We start from the raw sequence: 21540 nt of genomic DNA on the forward strand, positions 1-21540 counted from the left end.
GCTTTTTCACCATTTCGCTTTTTAGCTTTTTAGCTTTTTCCAGCCATTTAATCCTTTTGCCTTAATAACTTGTTACCTTATTATTAAACATTTCTTAAAATTCCATTAAAATACTTGCGGTGCATAAAGTTCATTTTTGCATAAATCTAATGCAAGTAAAAAATGATCAACAATTACCTATTAAAAGGATCTGTCATTGCCGCGTTTTTCCTTCAGGGTGGTCTTTTCGGACAGACACTTATCCATTACTGGAATTTTAACAATAATACATCTGCAGCAGCCATTACAAATCCCGCTTCTACCCTGGTAAGCGGATCCCTTGCTGCTCTTGCCGGAGGAACCAGCCAAATAGATTTTGCAGGCGGTACGGGACAGAATTTCGATATTGATAACTTTAATGCCAGAAATAATGACCCGTCCGGAGCTCATTTAAGATTCAACAACCCAATCGGTGGGGCATTACAGTTCAATCTTCCTACAACGGGATATAATAACCCTATTGTAAAATTTACCACAAGAAGATCGGCACAAGGTGCAGGAACCCAGGCATGGTCCTATTCAACGGATGGAACTACTTTCATCCCCTATCAGACTGTCAGTCCCCAGGATGCCAATCCTCAACTGGTTACGTTTGATTTCTCTGCTGTTTCAGGGGTTTCCAATAATCCGAATTTTAAATTAAAAGTAGAATTTTCCGCAACAGGAGGTGGAACGGGCGGAAATAACCGTTTCGACAATTTTACAGTAGATGCCACCGCTACCGGAGGAGCAGACACTACTCCTCCAGCAACAACCTATTTCCCTATCCACAACACAAATAATGTTTCTACCTCTGTAAATCCTACAATTTCTTTTAATGAAAATGTAAGACTTGCAGATAATTCCGCGATCACCGATTCTAATGCACAAAACCTTGTAGAATTCCGTACAGGAAATGCTTCAGGCCCTTCAGTTCCCTTCACGACAACTTTCAGTAATAACAAAATCACTGTAATTCCTTCAACAGCACTTATACCCGGACAGACGTATTACCTCTCTCTTAAACCTAATCTGGTAGAAGATATGAGTGATAATGCTGTGACAGCAATTACGCAGAGTACCTTTACTACAGTAGGCACAACAGTTTCCCTGGATAAAAATTTCATCAAGGTTGATGAAAATGCAGGAACTCTGGCTTTCAAGATCAATGTCGCCAATCCTTCAGCAGCCAGTGTAAACCTTGTGGTAAAACCTGCTCCGTTCAGTACAGCCGGCAGCAGTGATTTCACATTAGCCAACCAGACGATTAATATTACACCATCTACGACAAGTTATACGGTTAATATTCCTATCATTGATGATACGCTGGAAGAACAACAAGCAGAATATTTCGTAGTAAGTTTGGAAAATCCTGCAGGCGCTACGATTTCCGGAGACAATACGGCAACCGTTTATATTGTAGATAATGATAAACCTGTTCCTGTTCCTTCCGGACAGATCCAGCTGAATTACCTCGGAAGTTTCGATCCTTCCGGAAGCAACAACAGCTCTACGGAAATTGTTGTTCATGATCCGGCCACACAGAAATTATTTACCATTAGCTCTGTTACGGATGTTTTTGATATCATTGATTTCAGTAATCCCAGTTCATTGTCTGTAACCCAAACAGTAAGTATGACTCCCTACGGAGGAATTACAAGTATTGCCGTTAAAAACGGGATCATTGCTACCGCTTCCCCTAATGCCAATCCGCAGCAGAACGGTTCTGTAGTTTTTTTTGATATCAACGGCAATTTCCTTAAACAGGTTACTGTAGGAGCTCTTCCGGACATGATCACTTTCAGCCCTGACGGGACAAAAGTAATCACCGCCAATGAAGGGGAACCGAATGATGCCTACACCGTAGATCCGGAAGGCACAATCAGTATCATCGATATTTCAGGAGGTATCGGAAATCTGACTCAAAGTAATGTAACGACCCTAAACTTTAACAGTTTTGATTCTCAGGTTGCTGCTTTAACTGCAACAGGCCTGAGAAAAGTAAGAACAAATAATACACTTTCTCAGGACCTTGAACCTGAATATGTTACAGTAAGTTCAGACAGTCAGAAAGCATGGGTTACTCTTCAGGAAAACAATGCCATAGCTGAAATTAATTTAGCCACCAAATCAATTACAGGAATCTGGGGCTTAGGCAAAAAGGACATGAGCCTTCCGGGTAATGGTTTTGATGCTTCAGACAATAATGGGGAAGTAGTCATTGCGAACTGGCCTGTGAAAGCTTATTACATTCCTGACGCGGTTCAGAATTACAAAATAGGGAATACCCATTATATCGTAACAGCCAATGAAGGAGATGAGAAGGATCTTTCAGGATACAGCGAAAGGACAACGGTAGGTGCAAATACCTATACCTTGGATCCTGTTTTATTTCCTCAGGCATCTGTTTTAAAAGCTTCTCATAATTTAGGCAGATTCAGAGTTTCCAGCGCTACCGGAAATACAGATGCAGATTCGGATTTTGAAGAAATTGCAGCTTTGGGAGCACGCTCATTCTCAATTTTTAATGCAGATACCCAACAATTGGTTTATGACAGCGGTGACCGTTTTGAAAGATATATCGCGGCCAAACATCCTCTGATTTTTAATGCAGATAATGAAAGCAACGGGGTTAAAAACAGAAGCCGCGCCAAAGGCCCTGAACCGGAAGGTGTTGCTCTGGCTGCCATTAACGGACAGACGTATGCTTTCATCACACTGGAAAGAACAGGTGGTGTGATGGTTTACAATATTACAGATCCCAATAATCCTACATTTACAGATTACAAACATTCACGTTCTACCTCTGCTTACGGCGGCGACAATGGACCTGAGGGCATTACGTATATCGCTCCGGGAAATACTACCACAGGCAAGGGTTATGTGGTTGTTGCCAATGAGATCAGCGGAACACTTTCCATTTATGAAGTCAATTCTCCGACAACATTAGGAACCGGTGAAATAAAAACAGAGAAAGCTACATTCAATGTTTTTCCTAATCCTGTCACTAAAGGAAATACGCTTTATTTTAACAGGGCTCAGGACTATGAGCTTTATGATATGTCAGGAAAAATGCTCGGAAAGGAGAAAAATGCTTTAACTATAGATACTTCAAGACTTTCTGCGGGTGTTTATCTGATAAAAACTTCTGAAGGACAATTAAAAAGAGTCATTGTAAAGTAGAATACATTATTTAGTTGATGAATTGCCCCGGAATATTGTCTGAGCTTTTTTAACCTGCAAATTGATTAAATTTATCCTTTCTTAATAATTTGAAATAATTAAAAAATATGTTTGGATTTGCTTTTGACAGCGAAACAGAACTTGAGGTTATAGCTTATATTGATGATATAAAAAATATTGAGAGCCCAGAAAATATTATTTACCGTACTATACGACTCATTAATGTTGACAACGCTACCCTTCTAATATCAGCAATAGAAAATGCCACAGAAATCTATGAAAACAGCGGTTTCATCTGTTTGCTTGATGATAAAAAATCTATTATAACCAAGACTTTTATTAGTAATATCAGAGTAATAAAGTCTAAAAAGAACAATGTAACTTTATTAGGACAAATATGGAGTTATCCCCCAGGTTATCATAAAGCCTGGAAAATGAGACTCAATAATGAAATTATCCAAAAGAATATCTGGAAAAATTTTAGGAAAGAAGAATTACAGGGTTGGCTTGTTTATGCTCTTCACACAACGATAATAGACCAAGTAAAAGAAAATATCAGTATTCAGATCAATGGAAATGAATTTCACAATCTGGACGGTTTCTTCTGTACTTTGGGAGAAGAAGTTAATGGTATTGGCGGATATTTCGGACGTGGATTTGGTGCATTGAATGATTGTCTCTGCGGAGAATTTGGCGTAAAAGCTATGTCAGAATTAATCTGGCTTAATCATCAAAGAAGCAAAAAATTATTTAAAACTAAGTTTGATAAGATACTTCAGATTTTTGAAGATCGTCACGTCAAAGTTTTTTTAAAATAAAAGACTCGGGCGGAAAGCAAAGCTTTCCGCCCGAGTCTTGTTCCAATATTTTGATATTAAGCCTTCGGAGCCTCAGGTTGTGGAGTTTCCGGATTCATATCATCAAAATTCCTTTTCTCCTTCTTCTCCGGAACGGTGATGATCTCTTTTTTAACCTCATCCGGTTTTCCTTTTAAGTAATCCGGTAGGTTAAGTCCTGCCATATTAAACAGATCATTTAAAGGCGGAACTGTTTTCATCATTCCAGAAACGAAATTAGCGGTAGAACTATTTCCATCCTGCCCGTTTCCACTGTCCCAAACAGTCACTTTGTCGATCTTAATATTTTTAACAGCTTCAACCTGTGTTTTAACCAATTCAGGAAGTTTTTCAATTAATAGCAGCTGGAAGGCACTGTTGGTATCGCCTCCGGCAGCCTGTACCACTTTATCGTAACCTTCAGCCTGCTTGGTCAGAATTTCATAAAGACCTTTTGCTTCGGCTTCCATTTTTGCAAAAATAGCATCTGCTTCCCCTTTTGCCTGGAGTCTTATTTTTTCGGCTTCAGCCTGAGCGTCAATAATGGCTTTTTGTTTTGCAATTTCTGCATGTACTACAACGTTGGCCTGTTGGGTGGCCCGTTCTCTTTCGGCCCTTGCTGCTTCTGCTTTTTGCTCGGCCAGATAGGATTCTTCCAAAGACTTTGCAGCCTGTACTTTTTCTGCAGCTGTTGCAATTCGTAATGCTTCAGCTTCTTTTTCCCTCCTTTCGGCATCGGAGTTCGCGATGGTGATTTTTGCTTCGTTTTCTCCTTTTACAGCGATGGAATTGGCCAATGAAGTCGCAATTCTGGATTCTTTTTCAGCTTCAGCCTTACCAATCGATTCATCTTTTAAGGCTGCAGCAATGCTTACTTCTTTATCTTTTCTCGTGATGGCAATCTTTACATCCCTGTCTCTCTGTGTTTCTGCAATTTGGGTGTCTTTTTCCCTGTCAGCAACTGCTTTTCCGGTTTCCCCGATCTTCGTTTGTTCAGCAACGCTGATGATTGCTTCATTGATCGCTTTGGCAGCCGCTTCTTTTCCAAGTGCCTCAATATATCCGGATTCGTCTCTGATATCTGTAACGTTTACGTTGATCAGCTTTAAACCGATTTTCTTTAATTCCGTATCTACGTTTTTAGAAATGTTATCTAAAAATTTATCCCTGTCTGAATTGATCTCTTCAATCGTCATGGTGGCAATAACCAAACGCAGCTGTCCGAAAAGAATATCTTTGGAAAGTTCCTGGATCTGCTCCTGTGACAATCCTAATAATCTTTCAGCAGCATTTCCCATAGAATCAGGTTCCGTAGAAATAGCAATGGTAAATCTACAAGGCACATCCACACGAATGTTCTGCCTTGATAAGGCATTGGTAAGATTAGCCTCAATAGAGATTGGTTTAAGGTCGAGATAAGCATAGTCCTGGATTACTGGCCAAACAAATGCACCACCACCGTGGATACATTTTGCAGAGCTTCCTCCGGTTTTCCCGTAAATAACCAAAATTTTATCCGACGGACATCTTTTATACCTCGAAATAAGGGCTAAAAATGTGACGAATAGTACAAGTACAATAACTAATGTAAGAATAAGAGCTCCTGGTATTGCCATAAATAGTTTTTATAAAATGGTTGATAATGAATTAAATTTTTGAAACGACAAGGATCTTGTCATAGATGTAAGTTACCCTTACCGAATCTCCTGAAGAAATATTTTCTTTTTCTTCTGTCATCGCAGGAAGTTCATGGCTGGTTCCGTTCACAGAAATCGTAATTTTTCCTTTTCCCTTCATATCTGCAGGAATGGTAAGATAAACTTCTCCCGCTCTTCCGATGAGGTTTTCCAGTTTAAATGTATTGTCTTCTGTAAGCTTAAGGATTTGAAGGATAAGGATAAAGAATATAAATATAAATCCGGCTCCTACAAGCACAGCCACAAAGATCAGCAGTAATTTGTTTCCTATTGAGCTGTAAAACGCTACCCCGCTCCATCCGAATCCCAGAAGGAAATTGATAAGATTTCTGAAAGAAAATAACTGAAATGGGCTGTCCGCATGGCTGTCTCCGCTAAAATCAGCGTGTGTAACATCTCCGTGACTGCCTCCGACAAAAGTAAGAACCGTTTGAATTAAAAAGATAAAACTGGCTGCTATAGCCGTATACCAAAACCCCTGATGAAGCGGTTCTAAATTTAGTAAAAATTCAAACATAAGATGCGTTTCTCACAAATATAGCTAAAAAAAATCAATAAAGTCAACAAAAAACGCTATAAAACAGACTGTTAATAAATCAGACACCAAGGTTCAATTAAATAAAATAACGACCTTAAAAAAACAAAAAAGACAGGCTGAAAAACCTGTCTTTAAAAAATATCTCGTGTAATTTTTACTCTACATTGATTACTTTTTCAATCTCCGGTGCATGTTGCTTGATGGTATTTTCAACGCCCAGTTTCAGGGTTGAAAAATTCAGCGAACACCCGGAGCAGTTTCCCAGAAGTTTTACAAAAACCTGGTTATCCTTCACGTCAATAAGCTCAATATCGCCTCCATCCTTATTCAGGAACGGTCTGATGCTTTCCAGAGCTTCCATTACTCTCGTTACTGTATCTTCGTGTGTTATATTTGTTTCCATATTTTTCTTCGTTCAATTCGGTTTTTTTCAAACTTAATTGAAAATAATTATTTTTTAGCTTTCGGCGAGCATCCTGCCATAGTCGAAATCTTTACAGCTTCAGTAGGCGGAAGGTTTTTGTTTCTTTCCACAAGGCTTTCTACCATATTTCTTGCCACTTCCGTGTAGATTTCTGCAATTTTAGAGCCTTCCTGAAGCGCTGCAGGTCTTCCTACGTCTCCCGCTTCTCTTATACTCTGAATCAACGGAATCTCTCCTAGCACCGGAATCCCTAGATCTTCAGCCAGATACTGAGCTCCCTGCTGTCCAAAAATATAGTATTTGTTATCAGGAAGTTCTGCCGGTGTAAAATACGCCATATTTTCGATTAATCCAAGAACAGGAATATTAATGCTCTCCATCTGGAACATGGCAATTCCTTTTCTTACGTCTGCCAACGCTACGTGCTGAGGTGTACTTACGATCACAGCACCTGTTACCGGAACTTCCTGGATGATTGACAAATGGATGTCTCCAGTTCCCGGAGGAAGGTCGATCAACAGGAAATCAAGCTCTCCCCACGCTGCATCTCTGATCATCTGGTTCAAAGCTTTTGAAGCCATAGGACCCCTCCATACCACCGCCTGATTGGCTCCTGAGAAATATCCTATGGAAAGCATTTTAACTCCATAATTTTCTATAGGCTTCATCATGCTTTTTCCGTTAACTTCCACAGAAAGCGGCTTTTCACCTTCCGTATCGAGCATCGTAGGAACAGACGGTCCGTAGATATCGGCATCCAGTAATCCTACTTTGAAACCCATTTTAGCTAAAGTAACTGCCATATTCGCAGCCACAGTAGATTTTCCTACTCCTCCTTTTCCGGAAGCAATAGCGATTATATTCTGAATTCCCGGAATCTGCTTACCTTTGATCTGGCTTTGCTGGATCTCGCTAGGCTCCGGAGAAACAATTTTAAGTTTTAGCTGGATCTCTTCACCAAATTCACTGGCAAAAGCCTGTTTCATGGCAGCCTCCAGTTTTTTCTTCTCGTGCATGGCTGGTGAGTGGGCCGTCATGTCAATATAAACATCATTACCCATAATCTGAAAATTACTCACCAAATCATCTACTTCTATCTCTTTAAGGAAATCTTGAACCTTTTCTTTCGTCAACATATAAATATAAATTGTTCACAAATTTACGGATTTTTTCGATAATTTAGAATCAATAAAATCTATAACCTGATGTGATAAATAAGATGACAAAAATAATCGCACCGATTTCTTATCTTCCTCCTTATCATATCATTTCACTTTCATAAAACAGAATCTATGAACGCTACTAACTATCCCTCTAAATATGCTTCTTCTAAAGGTATTTTCACCCTTGGCAGCACCAGGTTCAAATGGTATAATCTGGCAGAAGATCCGGCTGACATTTCCCTTCAGGATATCATCAATGCCAAAGTCTGTATTGAAACTGCTGATGAAAATTTCCAGAACAAGGATGATCTCGGATTTGTCATCATGCACAGATGCGGCGAAAATTATCTGCTGTTGGTTTGCACATGGAGAAGCGAAAACGAATTATGGGAAAGCGTTTATTATGACGGTTCCGGAACATTTGAGGTTTGGGACAGAAAAAACATTCATATTCCCACCTATTGCGTATGGGAAATGGGGATTGTTTACCATGAATCCAGAGCCTGGAAAAAATTCCTGGGAACAGACCGTACGGAAATCTATCAGCAAAATTATTTGAATGATCTCTTCGAAGGAGAAGTATAGTTTTTTTTGAGATTAAAAGATTGAAGGGATTATTCAATAGAAACGGGCTAAAGCCCGTTTTATAGATATTAAAGATCCATCAGGCTTTCAGCCAAAATAAATTTGTCATTTTTAAACCTAATTATCCGTGTACATCTGTGCAATCTGTGGGCAATAAAAACCCAAACCACAAAGCTCTTTTTAAACATTTTAGTTTTTTGATTTTAAAGTAATTGAGTATAAGGAGCACTTTATTTTTTTAGTTTGCCCTGTTCTTTTCATCAAATCTCACATTACGGTCCGTGCCTTTTACTTTTTTGTTACCAAAAGTATAGGTTGCAGATAACGTAAGCCTCCTTGCATCATAGTAATTATTATAAAAATGAGTTCCGGTTGTATAATAGATCTCTCCTCTGCTCTTCGACTGTTTGAAAATATCGGAAACAAACAAATTCATCTGAAGACTTTTTTCCATAAGGTTCAGTTTAAGTCCGGACGTAAAATTTCCTGCAAAATCCATATACACATTCCCGGAATTGGATGGTAAACGGAACCAGTAATTGAAGATAAGCTGTACCGTTTTACTTTTATTGAGTGACAGGTTGTTCTGGAAATTAAAATCATAGCTACTTCCTTTTCTGGATTCGGCATCGGTAGAAAAAACTTTTGTTTCCATATAAGACAGGTCCGCTGCATAATTGGCTTCCCAGAATTTGAAAAAAGTATCTGAATAATTGATGGTAACTCCCATACTGTTCTGGTTATAAAAATTTTCAAAGGTGCTGATACGGTTCTCCCCCTGAAGGTTCACCAGCTGGTCAAATGCTTCTACCGTTCTCTGGAAATAGGCTGAAGTAGACAATTTTCCTTTGTAAACATGGGACAGCTCAAAATTATGATTAATAGACGGTTTCAAAAGAGGGTTTCCGGTAAAATACGAGTTAACATTAATATACCAGCGATAAGGATTAATCGCCCGGAATCCGGGCCTGTTGATCCTTTTTGAATAATTTAAACTGAAGGTATTGTTCTCATTGCTTTTATAGGTAACATAAGCCGTCGGAAAGAATTTCCCATATGAATTTTCTGTCTGCTGACCTGAAGTTACAGAATTTCCGTTCACTGTAGAATATTCATAGCGGATGCCTGCTTTTGCAGACCATTTTTCATTGAAATCTTTTTCAAAACTCAGATAGGCTGCGTAATTCTTCTCGTTATATTCAAATACATTGCTTTTTACAGGATCTGTGACAAAACTTCCATCGGTAAAATTCTGATAAGAAATGTCTGAATTATTATCAAAATTGGTAAACTTTATTCCCGTTTCTGTTTTTGCCAACTGAAAAGGCAATGTAAGATCCGCCTGCCCGGAATAAATTTTATAGTTGACTGTAGAAGGCGTCCTTACTACAAAACTGTCTCCGGCACTCTCTGTTGTGGTAAAATCAATAAGACTCTTCGGAATATTGGAGAAATAATTTCCGGTAATACTCAGTTTATTATCCCGCTTCCCGAATTTCAGGTCGTAGTAGGCACTTATAGTCTGCTGTCGGTTCTTAGCACGGTGTTCCGCATAGGTAGACAGCGTATTGGTATAGTTTCCGTTCTGAAAATAATCTGAAGTATTCGTAATATCCATATTGGAATGGCCGACTCCCTGCTCATAAATAAATCCTATATTCGATTTTGGATTAAACTGATAATCCACACTTAAACCTCCCCCCAAACCGTTTCCGAAATCTCTTCTGTCGTCAGAACTTTTAAGTCCGTCCGCTCCTTCGATGGTATAATTTTCATAGGAATGTTTTTCACTTTTATTTTGCCGAAACTTCAGTGATGCCCGTAGTTTTTCATTCTGATAATTGACCGTGGCGCTATTGGAGATCCCTGTATAAGTCTGCTGCTGAAGCCCTGTGGTAAGGCTTCCGCTCCATCCAAGATTCTGGTTTTTCTTTAGGACGATATTGATCAGGCCGCTGTTTCCCTGCGCTTCATATTTTGCCGGCGGGGTGGTGATCACTTCAATTTTTTCAATATTCTCAGATCTCAAATTTTTAAGATAAGCCACCAGCTCATTTCCCGAAAGGTTCAGCATTCTTTCATTGATCATTACGGCAACCCCGCTTTTCCCTGCAATGGAAATTCCCGAATTATCATCTACTTTAAGCAATGGTGTGGTTGCCAAAGCTTCAGCGCCATCCATTCCCTGTGAAGCAACAGAATTGGATACATTAAAGACCAGTCTGTCAGCTTTTCTCTCAATAAGCTTTTTTCTGGCGGTCAACGTAACCCCTTCAATCTGTTTTTCCTGTTTTTTTTCAATGAAAAAATCCTGCTTCATATCTCCGTTTACTGTAATATCTGATGTGGATATTTCCGCTCCGTCCTGTATTAATTGGATATGGTAAATTCCATTTTCAGAAAGTTTAAGCGTATAGTTCCCTTTTTCATCCGAAATAGCAGACTGTCTTTTCTGATCTTTAGCTGCTATGATTTCTATGTATGAACCTGAATTTCCTGATTGTGTAATTTTTCCTGTTATTCGCTGTGAAAAAGTAAGCACCGACACCAGCATAACCACCGAAAGTAGTATTTTCTTCATTTATTTTGTTGTAATAGTTTTTAATAAGACAATCCTTATCTTTTTTTGTTACATATTGTTCTGCAGTTTTTCAATATATTCGTTGATATAAATTGATGTTATGAAAAACAGGCTGGCGATTTTCTCTCTATTCATTGCCCAGATGATCTATTCCCAGAATGAGTCCCAATATGTAAATCCTTTCATAGGTACGGGAGGCCACGGTCATACGTTTCCGGGAGCTATTGTTCCTTTCGGTATGGTACAGCTTTCACCAGATACGAGGATAGATGGCAGCTGGGATGGCTGCAGCGGATACCATTATTCAGATCGTGTGATTTACGGATTTTCCCATACCCACCTGAATGGTACCGGAGTTTCGGATTACGGGGATATTATGCTGATGCCTGCTATGGGAAATGTAAGCCTGAACAGTAAGGATTATTCCTCTCAATTTTCGCATAAAAATGAGAAGGCTTCTGCCGGATTTTATTCGGTTAAATTAGATAAAAACAATATTGATGTCCGTCTTACCACCACCAAAAGAGTCGGTTACCACGAATATACTTTTAATAATGCAGGAAAAGCCCATATTATCCTGGATCTTAACCACAGGGACAAATTGCTGGAAGGGGAAGTAAAGATCATTGATGATAAAACCATTGAGGTTTTCAGGAGAAGTGAAGCCTGGGCATCCAACCAGTACATCTACGCCAGAATTGAATTTTCAAAACCGATGAAAATTTCAAAAAAAGAAGCTAACGGAAAGCAGGAGGATAAACTTTTTACGGGAACAAAACTGGCACTCGCTTTCTCCTCTGATGTCAAAAAAGGAGAAAAGATCAGTGTAAAAGTAGCCATTTCCCCAACAGGCTATGAAGGAACAGAAAAAAATATGCTTGCAGAAGGAAAATCAAGTGATTTTGAATCTGTAAAAAAACAGGCTGAAACCGACTGGAACAAGGAACTCTCAAAAATTGAAGTGAAATCTGAGGATAAGGATAAACTTTCTGTTTTTTATACAGCCTTATACCATGTTTTTACCCAGCCCAACATCAATATGGATGTAGACGGAAGATACAGAGGCCGGGACAATAAAATTTACACCACAAATGGTTTTGATTATTATTCTGTATTCTCGCTTTGGGATACTTTCAGAGCTGCTCATCCGCTGATGACGCTGATCGACAGAAAAAGAACGGCAGATTTTATCAATACTTTTATCAAGCAATATGAACAGGGCGGAAAACTGCCGGTCTGGGAGCTGGCTTCGAATGAAACGGAATGTATGATCGGTTACCACTCGGTTTCTGTAATTGCAGATGCCATGGCCAAAGGAATCAAAGGATTTGATTATGAAAAAGCATTTGAAGCTTCAAAAAATTCTGCCATGCTGGATATTTTCGGTTTAAATGCATATAAGCAGAATAATTACATCAGCATGGATGATGAGCCTGAAAGTGTTTCCAAAACAGTGGAATACACTTATGATGACTGGTGTATCGCACAAATGGCTAAGATTTTAGGCAAAAAAGAAGATTACCAGTATTTCATGAAACGTTCGCAAAACTGGAAAAATCTTTATAATCCGGCCAATGGCTTCATGCAGCCCAGAAAGAACGGGAATTGGTATGAGCCTTTTGACCCAAGGGAAGTGAATAATAATTATACAGAAGGTAATTCATGGCATTATTCCTATTCCGTTCAGCAGAACATTCCCGGCTTGATCGCCGCGCATGGTGGGAAAGAAAAATTCGAGCAGTTCATTGATGCTATTTTTACAGCTCCGGACAAAACAACAGGCCGGGAACAGGCAGATATTACAGGTTTAATGGGGCAATATGCACAAGGCAACGAACCCAGCCATCACATCGCTTACCTGTACAATTACGTGGGAAAACCTGAGAAAACAGATGCCAAGATCAAATATATCCTCGATAATTTTTATAAAAATATGCCGGACGGCCTTATTGGAAACGAAGACTGCGGCCAGATGAGTGCCTGGTATATTTTAAGTTCATTAGGAATTTACTCAGTTACTCCAGGACTTCCGGAATGGCAAACGACCACACCTTATTTTGATGAGGTTAAAATTCATCTTGAGGACGGCACTACAAAAGTGATTACAAAAAATACCGGCAGAGCCGAACTTCAGAAATTAGGTTTTGAAAATATTAAGCCTGCAAAGGATTTTAAATATTCAGAAATGACTGCAGCGCCGGTGATTGCATCAGACAGAATCTTTGATTTTTCTGCAAAAGTTCAGATCACCCTACTGAATCCGGGTGACAAAGTATACTATATGACTTTGAGTGACAGTGACGCCAACGTAAGAAAAACTTTTACCGCATATAAAGGCCCTTTCACGATCAGTAAAACAACACAGGTTCACGCTTATTCAGAAAGAAACGGTGAGAAAAGTTCGGTAACAGTAGCCAATTTCAGCAGAAGGCCTAATTACTGGGATATTACGGTCAATTCAAAGGTAAATCCACAATATACAGCAGGCGGAAAGCTGGCACTTATCGACGGAATCAATGGTGATGTGAACTGGAGAAAAGGAGAATGGCAGGGGTATCAGGGACAGGATTTTGAAGCTATTATTGACCTGAAATCACCTCAGCAGATCAAAAAACTGTCTTCAACCTATCTTCAGGACAGCAAAGCATGGATTTTAATGCCTAAAAAAGTAGAATACTACGCATCCATGAATGGTAAAGATTTTATCCTTCTTAAAAGCATCGACAATACGATTGATGCTAAAGATGAAAAAGTACAGACCAATGATTTCCAGACGGAGATTCTACCGACTGAAGCGCGTTACATCAAGGTAAAAGCGTATTACTACGGAAAGCTTCCAGCATGGCATCAGGGAGCGGGCGGTGAAGCTTATATTTTTATTGACGAGATTTCTGTGAAATAAAAAAACATTATCATAAATGAAAAAACTATTATTACTATTTTTTGTTCTTTTAAGTATCATTAAAGTATCAGCCTGTAAATGTATAAGAGAAACTTTAGCACAAGATTATTTAAATGCCAATGTTGTAGGTATTATTAAAATCATAAGAGTTTACGATGAGAATGCCGAACAAAGAACATATAAAGCAGATGTTGAATTTGAAAAATTGTACAAGGGAGCAAAGTTTAAAACCTTAAATGTAAGAGGATTAATCGGGAATTCATACTCTGGTGCTTGTGAAATAAATGTAGAACCCAACGAAAGATATTTGATTTTATTAAGTGGAGTTAATAACAATAACCCAACCATTTCTTCCTGCACTCCAAAATCTCGTTTAAGCACTAAACCTACAAAAGATGAGAATTCAGAGCTTGAAGCTTTAAAGAAAACTTTTTCTTATTTAGATGAAAATAAGTACAAATTTATAGGCCTTACATTTACCAGTTGTGATGATGAGACAAGCGATGATGGTCAAACAGATTTATCACAAATTAAAGATTTTAAGCCAAAGCAACCTTTTGCCATATACAGAGTAAAGATAAATGAATCATCTAAAATTGAAGAAATTGTAACCATCAATGATTTTGGCAGTCAGGACAAGATAATTAAGGAGATCATAAAAAGAAACATGATCGTTGACAGGCCAATGTTTTCAGATAGTTCGGATAAAAAAGAATTTCTCATATTACTTTTTTATCATAAAGAAAATTCAAAAAAACACTATAAAAAAACAATCTCCAATTATTGGTAAATAAACAATCCCTTCGAAAAATTCGAGGGGATTTGTTTTTATTAAAAATTTCCTGAGTTAGACTTAAACTATTATTAATAAGTTGAAGCAGGTTTATTATTGTTCTCTAATTTATATAAATCCAGAACACCGGGATCAATCTTCAAATCGGGTCTGAACATGATAATTCCTTTTATAAAATGTTTTCTGAGTTCATTTCCATTAATAATCACACCATCAGCATTTAAAGTAAATGCCTGCAGTTTTATGGTATTGAACGCATCATCAAATAAATAAAAACATACAGTATAATCGGCGTCTGTCTGGTCCCTTGGAATAAAAATATCATATTTCCCGTTTTCAGGAGCGGGCCTCAGTTCGCTGTATTTCAATGACCTTACCAGATCCTGGCCGCTGTAGTCATGGATCCCCTGGCTGTCAACTACAATCTGCGTAATTTTCCTGCCTGCTTTTCCCTGACCTTGCTTAATCAGCGACCATACCACTAACCCGGTAACTGCTATTGTTAATACAGCAATTAAAATTTTTATTTCAATTATAATTTCCTTTGATTTCAATGTAAGTACAAGCATTAAGACCATCATCAGCGGGATTATTACCACTATCATCTTAAATATTGAAAACAAAACCTTAATAATTAAAGTCCAGTTTTTTGAAATTTTTGAATGAATAGCCGGAAATTTATCTGCTTCAGATATCATTGTAATGTTGACTTTAATTTAACCTTTCAGACCATTTCAGACCCTCCGGCAGCTCCATATCAGAAAATTCGATGTGGATCACTCTTCTTTTTCTGCCATCCGTAGTTCTGTTGGAAGCATGAAGTGTTAAAGGTTTCATGATCATAATGCCACCCTTTTGCACATCACAGATTTTTTCTGTTTCTGTACTCCAGTCTATGGTTTCTGGTCTGTAGATTCCTCTGGTATGAGATCCCGGAATCACCTTCAACGCTCCGTTATATTCATTTGTATCATCCAGATGAATCCTGATGGTACATATATTTTCAAGAAATGGCAGAGGCGGCTGCACGGCAAACTGATTTTTTTTGGCCGTCCATGGTCCGAATCCCGGCATTTCAAGTTTTTTATCTACAGAAATCGTCAGATCCTGATGATAGGCAACATACCAGTTTGAGGTTTCCGGCTTATCAAAATAAATGCTTTTTACAGCAAAATATTTTTCTCCGAAGAATTCCCTTATTATCGTTTTCAAAGTATCATTGAAAATCAAATCTTTAATTTCAGGAATTTCCTTCAGAAACTGTCTTACGGCAAAAAGATCATCGGATTTTCTGAAATTCTCTCTCGAGGCATCTGCTTTTTCAATGATTTTTGCAATCTTTTCAATCTTATCATCAGAAAAGACCGAATTGATAACGGTAAGGCCTTTTTCAAAGAAATATTGTTTGTGATTCTCTATATATTGTTTTGTCATGTGCGATTAAACTTCCTGAGGAGTATTTTCCAGCTGCCCTTCCCACTTGGAAACGGCTGAAGTTGCCAGTGCATTTCCTAATACATTCGTCATACTTCTACCCATATCACAGAAGTGATCAATTGGCAGGATTAACGCGATACCTTCCGGCGGAATTCCGAACATGGAACATGTCGCAACGATGATCACCAGAGAAGCTCTCGGAACACCCGCAATCCCTTTTGAAGTAAGCATCAGCACAAGAAGCATGGTGATTTGCTGACCCAATTCCATTTCAATCCCGTAGATCTGGGCTATAAAAATGGAGGCGAACGTCATGTACATCATACTTCCGTCAAGGTTGAATGAATATCCTAGTGGCAGGATGAAAGATACCACCCTGTTGTTACATCCGAATTTCTCAAGCTCTTCCACCAGTTTCGGGAAAACAGCTTCTGAACTCGTTGTAGAGAATGCAATTAGTAGCGGAGCCTTAATTCTTTTTAATAATTCAAAAAGACGGTTTCCTAAAATAAGATAACCCACCAGCAGAAGTACAAGCCAAAGTACACCTAATGCAAAGAAAAAGTCCCGCAGGTAAATAGCATATACTTTGAATATTTCAAACCCGTTCACGGCCACTACAGCTGCAATAGCTCCCAAAACACCAAGCGGGGCAAACCACATAATATAACCCACCATTTTAAGAATAGCATGGGCAATGATATCAAAAAGTTTAACCACCGGTTTTGAATATTCTTCTCCTAAATTGGCAAGCGCCACTCCGAACATAATGGAAAAGACCACAATCTGAAGCACCTCATTAGTGGCGAAAGCTTCAAATAAACTTTTAGGAATCATATGCTTCACAAAGTCCTCCAGAGAGAAACTCTTACTTGTTTTTAAAAGATCTTCCGCAGCCGCTGCATCCTGGATAGGCAGCTTGGTTACATGTCCGGGCTCAAGCCAGTTGACAAGTGCCAGACCTATAAAAAGAGAAACCAGGGAAGCCGTAATAAACCACAGCATTGCTTTCGTTCCTACCCTTCCAATCATTTTGATATCGCTCATTTTGGCAATTCCCACTACAAGGGTTGTAAAAACCAGCGGTGCAATGATCATCTGTACGAGCCTGATGAAAACCGTTCCCAGCAGTTTGATATTCTTGGAAAAAGGTTCCGCACTCTCCGGATACTGCAGGTGTACCAGACCTCCGATTCCTACTCCCAGGATAAGTGCAACGATAATGGCAATAAAAAGTTTATTTTGTCCTTTCATATAAATAGTTCAATTCCCACAAATATAATGGTTTTTCAATTGGTACAAGATTTTGTCTGAATCCGGTTAACTTTAAATTAAGTTTATAATACATTAAAATTAAATCGCTGATTTCGAAAATATTGTAAAAAATTTAAGAAACATTTATTAAGTTTTTATTCTTTTGGTACACATTTTATTATTACATTTGATTGTATTAACAACATTAATAAATATACAACTATGAAAAAAACTATTGCAATGGCTGCATTGGCTGTAGCTATATCTTTTGGAGCGGTTTCTTGTAAAAAGAAAGTTTCTGATGCCGATCTTCAGACTCAGGCTACAACGGTGGTAACTTCTAATCCCAATGCTTCTGTGGAAGTAAAAGACGGAGTTGCTCATTTAAGCGGAACTTTCGCTGATCAGCAGTCTAAAGATGCCATGATCGCAAAATTAAAAGCTATTAATGGAGTAAAAGACGTAATGGATATGTCTACTGTAGCAGCTCCTGTAGCAGTTGCACCTGTAGAAACTACAACAGCTGTAGATCCTGCAGTTCAGAAAAAAGTTCAGGATGCTGTTAAAGATTTTCCTTCTGTAAAAGTAGAAGTTGTAAACGGACAGCTTACCCTTACAGGAAATGTTTCAGGCCTTCAGGCTAGAAAAATCAAAGAATCTGTAGATGCTTTGAAAATCGGAAAGTATAACAATAACCTAGTGGTAAAATAATTTTAAGATGAGCACATTACAAGATAAATATTCAAGCGTAGTTTCAGCAGCACAGTCTGCCGGAATTTCTAATCTTCAGGTTCAGGAGCAGGATGGTATTCTTTATGTTTCAGGAAGTGCTTCCAATACAGCAGCAAAAGATGCAGTATGGAATGCTTTGGGAACAATTGATTCTACTTATTCAGCTTCAGACATCAATATCGATGTACAGGTAGCCGGATTGGCTTCAGGTGCTTCTTTAACAGTTGCTACTGAAGATTCTAACCTGAACATCAGACAGGAGCCTTCTACCGAAGCTGCTGTAGTAGGAAAAGCTGCGAAAGGTTCATCAGTAACTTTGATCGAGCAGACTTCTGATGACTGGTGGAAAGTGAAAACTGATGACGGTCAGGAAGGATATGCTTATTCAAGATATTTAAGAGCATAATTTTCGAGAAACTGATTTCAAAAAACAATACAGACATCCCCGCTTGGGGATGTTTTTTATTTTCTTGTCAGCTTTTTCAGAAGCATAAGCTTCAATCAGCCAAAATCTGAGAGATTATTTTGCGCTCGCAGATTTATCAGATGGAGCAGATGTTTGTGTTTTATATAATATTGAATAAGAGTAGATTTATTTTACAGCGCTTTATTTTTCTTCTATTTTTCGTTAAAGATTGAGGTATACAGCAGAACGGATGCTATTTATTTTTAAATTAGCTGTAAATTTTATTTATGAAGATCCATATTTCAATTTTATTCATTTTCTTTTTCATCCTTGGACGTGCACAGAACACAGAACAGAAGGATACTTTTGTAAAAGACAATTTCACCAAAAAGGAAGTCTACATTCCGATGCGTGACGGGGTAAAGCTTTTCACAGCGATATACATCCCTAAAGATATTTCAAACAAAAACAAGTATCCTTTCCTGATGCAGAGAACCTGCTACAGCATTGCTCCTTATGGTGAAAACGAATACAAAACCAAACTTGGGCCTAATCAGTTCCTGATGAAGGATAAATACATTTTTGTATTCCAGGATGTACGAGGAAGGTATATGAGCGAGGGCACTTTTACCAATATGACTCCTCAAGTGGATCGTAAAACTAAAAAGGATGTAGATGAAAGTACAGATACCTATGACACCATAGAATGGCTTTTGAAAAATGTAAAGGACAATAATGGTAAAGCAGGTCAGTACGGAACTTCGTATCCCGGATTTTACACTGCAGCAGGAATACTGGCACAGCACCCTGCGTTGGTAGCTTCATCTCCACAGGCTCCTATTTCAGATTTCTGGAATGATGATTTTCTTCATAACGGGAGATTTATGCTGGGATATTTCAGAACATTTCCTGTTTTTGGAATTCAGAAAACGAAGCCTGAAAACAAAGCATGGTACATGGATACTTTTGTAAAGCAGACTTCGGAAGACGGTCTTAAATTTTACAGAGACATGGGCACTTTGAAAGACGGCTATGAAAAATATTATCAGAACAATTTTTTCATGACCGAGATTATGAATCATCCGAATTATGATGAATTCTGGCAGAAAAGAAGCCTGCTTCCCCATTTGAAAAATGTAAACCATGCCGTAATGACCGTTGGAGGATGGTTTGATGCCGAAGACCTTTCAGGGCCTTTGAATATTTACAAAACCATAGAAAAAACAAGCCCGAAAGCCAAGAATACAATCGTAATGGGACCTTTTTCCCACGGAGCATGGGCACAAGAGCAAGGAAAACATTTCCACAACCAGATCTATTTCGGGGACAGTATTGCAACGTATTATCAAAAGAATATTGAAACTAAGTTTTTCAATCATTATTTGAAGGGAAACACAAAAGAAGATGCCGGTCTTCCGGAAGCTCTGATGTATGATACAGGTTCTAAAGAATGGAGAGAATTTGCCTCTTATCCTCCGAAAAATGCCCAGAAAGTTAATTTCTATCTGGCAGACGGCACTTTAAAAAACACAGTAGGGCAAGGATTTTCAGAATATTACAGTGACCCTAACAACCCTGTTCTGAGCTCTGATAATTTAAAAGATTTCAATGGCTTCACGCCTAAAAACTATATGTCGGAAGATCAGAGATTTGCAGTAGGCAGGCCGGATGTTCTGACGTTCACAACCGATGTTTTAACGGAAGATATCACATTTGGCGGAGAGATTATGGCTAAGCTTAATATCGCCTCCACGTCTACCGATGCTGATTTTGCAGTAAAACTTATCGATGTATATCCTGAAGATTTCAAACCTGCAGAAAAGAAAGAAGGCGTAATCTACCCCAACTATCACCAAATGGTAAGAAGTGAGATCATGCCGGCAAGGTTCAGAAATTCCAGGGAAAAAGGAGAAGCCTTGGTACCTGATCAGAAAACAGCGGTGAATTTCAGACTTCAGGATGTAATGCATACCTTCAAGAAAGGGCACAGGATCCAGATTCAGATCAGCAGTACATGGTGGCCGCTTTTTGCGATCAATCCTCAGAAATTCATGGAGAATCCGAATTTTGCCACGAAAAAGGATTATACCAAAGCATTTATTAAAGTATATAATGACAGTTCTATCGAGGCTGAAGTTTTGAAATAAAATAATGATGAGCTGAGCCAGTAACAGTTTAATACCTGTTTAAAAAACATAAACCCGGTCGCTGAGGAATCTCAGCGACCGGGTTTTTTATGGTTGCAAGTGGCTTCAGGAGCCTCAGCCACCTGGAAATTGCAGGAATCACACATCAAAAATACATAATGAAATCAGGAAATAAGGGCTAAAAATATTATCAACTATAAAATAAGGTGGCTGAGGCACTCGAAGCCACCTTATTTTATTCTTCGATCGTTCTGAACGTCAGATTTACTCTTGGTGTTTTCACTTTTGTAGTCGGAGGAAGCCTATGCAGCCAGTTTTCCTGCGTTGTGCCTTTCATGACGAGTAAGCTTCCGTTTTCCAGGAATATTTCCACCTTTTCTTTGGTAGTTTTATGTTTAAATAAAAACTTTCTTTCTGCACCAAAAGTGAGGGAGGCAATTGCACCATGTTTTTTAAGATCGGTTTCGCCATCGCTGTGATAAGCCATGCCTTCACTTCCGTCATGATATAAATTGAGAAGACAGGAATTGTAGGTTTCTCCTGAAACTTCTTCACATTTTCTTTTCAGTTCCAAAAGCTCCGGAGTCCAGAATTTTGCCAGTTTGGTGCGCTTTGAATAGGTATATTCAAAAGCTTTCTCCCCAAACCATGCAACCTTTCTTTTCGTTAAAATTAATTTCCCGAAGATCATGGCTTCATCATTTTCCCATGGCATCTGATGCAGCAAATAGTTATAAAAGAAATCTGATCTTCCTTTATCAAAGACTTTCCCATAATAATTCACCGTTCCGTCGTGCGGAAGAATATTTAAAGGGAATTCTGACATTTCTTCAAATAAACTCAT

The 21540-nt window shown here is 38.5% G+C and carries 17 protein-coding genes; 8 read left to right on the forward strand and 9 right to left on the reverse strand.

Features of this window, described 5'->3' with window-relative positions; translation table 11 throughout:
• The first annotated feature begins 162 nt into the window (after nucleotides 1–162).
• Together ACM40_RS08105 and ACM40_RS08110 are read left to right on the forward strand one after the other, a co-directional pair.
• Entirely contained in the window at nucleotides 163–3201 is a 3039-nt protein-coding gene (locus ACM40_RS08105; protein WP_048502313.1) for a choice-of-anchor I family protein, read from the forward strand.
• A gap of 107 nt (nucleotides 3202–3308) precedes the next feature.
• Complete coding sequence (locus ACM40_RS08110) at nucleotides 3309–4019, forward strand: barstar family protein (RefSeq protein WP_048502314.1); 711 nt, start codon at nucleotides 3309–3311, stop codon at nucleotides 4017–4019.
• 56 nt (nucleotides 4020–4075) lie between these two features.
• Here the strand turns inward: ACM40_RS08110 and ACM40_RS08115 are convergent, their stop codons facing one another.
• The 4 genes from ACM40_RS08115 to ACM40_RS08130 all read right to left on the reverse strand — a co-directional run bounded on the left by ACM40_RS08115 (nucleotide 4076) and on the right by ACM40_RS08130 (nucleotide 7832).
• Complete coding sequence (locus ACM40_RS08115; RefSeq protein ID WP_048502315.1) at nucleotides 4076–5653, reverse strand: flotillin family protein; 1578 nt, start codon at nucleotides 5651–5653, stop codon at nucleotides 4076–4078.
• A gap of 31 nt (nucleotides 5654–5684) precedes the next feature.
• Nucleotides 5685–6251 carry an NfeD family protein gene (locus ACM40_RS08120; protein ID WP_048502316.1) on the reverse strand — a complete coding sequence of 189 codons (567 nt, stop codon included), beginning with the start codon at nucleotides 6249–6251 and terminating at the stop codon, nucleotides 5685–5687.
• 175 nt (nucleotides 6252–6426) lie between these two features.
• A complete protein-coding gene (locus ACM40_RS08125; protein WP_002977212.1) occupies nucleotides 6427–6675 on the reverse strand; it encodes a NifU family protein in 249 nt (82 codons plus the stop codon).
• 47 nt (nucleotides 6676–6722) lie between these two features.
• Nucleotides 6723–7832: an Mrp/NBP35 family ATP-binding protein gene (locus tag ACM40_RS08130; protein WP_048502317.1), complete on the reverse strand. Its 1110-nt coding sequence runs from the start codon at nucleotides 7830–7832 to the stop codon at nucleotides 6723–6725.
• Between the two features lie 156 nt (nucleotides 7833–7988).
• On the opposite strand from ACM40_RS08130, the gene ACM40_RS08135 reads away from it, so the two are divergent.
• A complete protein-coding gene (locus tag ACM40_RS08135; RefSeq protein WP_048502318.1) occupies nucleotides 7989–8444 on the forward strand; it encodes a hypothetical protein in 456 nt (151 codons plus the stop codon).
• A 238-nt stretch (nucleotides 8445–8682) separates the two neighbouring features.
• On the opposite strand, the gene ACM40_RS08140 is transcribed toward ACM40_RS08135, so the two are convergent.
• Complete coding sequence (locus ACM40_RS08140) at nucleotides 8683–11025, reverse strand: TonB-dependent receptor domain-containing protein (RefSeq protein WP_083996812.1); 2343 nt, start codon at nucleotides 11023–11025, stop codon at nucleotides 8683–8685.
• Between the two features lie 100 nt (nucleotides 11026–11125).
• Between ACM40_RS08140 and ACM40_RS08145 the strand changes: the two genes are divergently transcribed.
• Nucleotides 11126–13927: a GH92 family glycosyl hydrolase gene (locus ACM40_RS08145; RefSeq protein ID WP_048502319.1), complete on the forward strand. Its 2802-nt coding sequence runs from the start codon at nucleotides 11126–11128 to the stop codon at nucleotides 13925–13927.
• A gap of 16 nt (nucleotides 13928–13943) precedes the next feature.
• Complete coding sequence (locus tag ACM40_RS08150; protein WP_048502320.1) at nucleotides 13944–14717, forward strand: hypothetical protein; 774 nt, start codon at nucleotides 13944–13946, stop codon at nucleotides 14715–14717.
• Nucleotides 14718–14791: 74 nt separating this feature from the next.
• Here the strand turns inward: ACM40_RS08150 and ACM40_RS08155 are convergent, their stop codons facing one another.
• The 3 genes from ACM40_RS08155 to ACM40_RS08165 all read right to left on the reverse strand — a co-directional run bounded on the left by ACM40_RS08155 (nucleotide 14792) and on the right by ACM40_RS08165 (nucleotide 17411).
• Nucleotides 14792–15325: a hypothetical protein gene (locus ACM40_RS08155; RefSeq protein WP_131705349.1), complete on the reverse strand. Its 534-nt coding sequence runs from the start codon at nucleotides 15323–15325 to the stop codon at nucleotides 14792–14794.
• Between the two features lie 106 nt (nucleotides 15326–15431).
• On the reverse strand, nucleotides 15432–16154 hold the full coding sequence (locus ACM40_RS08160; RefSeq protein WP_048502322.1) for a phytanoyl-CoA dioxygenase family protein: 723 nt from the start codon (nucleotides 16152–16154) through the stop codon (nucleotides 15432–15434).
• 6 nt (nucleotides 16155–16160) lie between these two features.
• Complete coding sequence (locus ACM40_RS08165) at nucleotides 16161–17411, reverse strand: dicarboxylate/amino acid:cation symporter (RefSeq protein ID WP_048502323.1); 1251 nt, start codon at nucleotides 17409–17411, stop codon at nucleotides 16161–16163.
• Nucleotides 17412–17633: 222 nt separating this feature from the next.
• Here ACM40_RS08165 and ACM40_RS08170 point away from each other — a divergent pair, with 222 nt between their 5' ends.
• The 3 genes from ACM40_RS08170 to ACM40_RS08180 all read left to right on the forward strand — a co-directional run bounded on the left by ACM40_RS08170 (nucleotide 17634) and on the right by ACM40_RS08180 (nucleotide 20696).
• Nucleotides 17634–18122, forward strand: coding sequence for a BON domain-containing protein (locus ACM40_RS08170; protein WP_048502324.1), 489 nt, complete (start codon nucleotides 17634–17636; stop codon nucleotides 18120–18122).
• A gap of 7 nt (nucleotides 18123–18129) precedes the next feature.
• The gene (locus tag ACM40_RS08175; RefSeq protein ID WP_048502325.1) at nucleotides 18130–18549 is read left to right on the forward strand and encodes an SH3 domain-containing protein; all 420 of its coding nucleotides are present in this window, start codon (nucleotides 18130–18132) and stop codon (nucleotides 18547–18549) included.
• 287 nt (nucleotides 18550–18836) lie between these two features.
• Entirely contained in the window at nucleotides 18837–20696 is a 1860-nt protein-coding gene (locus ACM40_RS08180; RefSeq protein WP_048502326.1) for a CocE/NonD family hydrolase, read from the forward strand.
• A gap of 235 nt (nucleotides 20697–20931) precedes the next feature.
• Here the strand turns inward: ACM40_RS08180 and ACM40_RS08185 are convergent, their stop codons facing one another.
• Nucleotides 20932–21540, reverse strand: a complete 609-nt coding sequence (locus ACM40_RS08185; protein WP_048502327.1) for an alpha-ketoglutarate-dependent dioxygenase AlkB family protein — start codon at nucleotides 21538–21540, stop codon at nucleotides 20932–20934.

The sequence above is a fragment of the Chryseobacterium sp. BLS98 genome (genome assembly GCF_001045445.1).
In the GTDB taxonomy this organism is placed as follows: Bacteria; Bacteroidota; Bacteroidia; order Flavobacteriales; family Weeksellaceae; genus Chryseobacterium.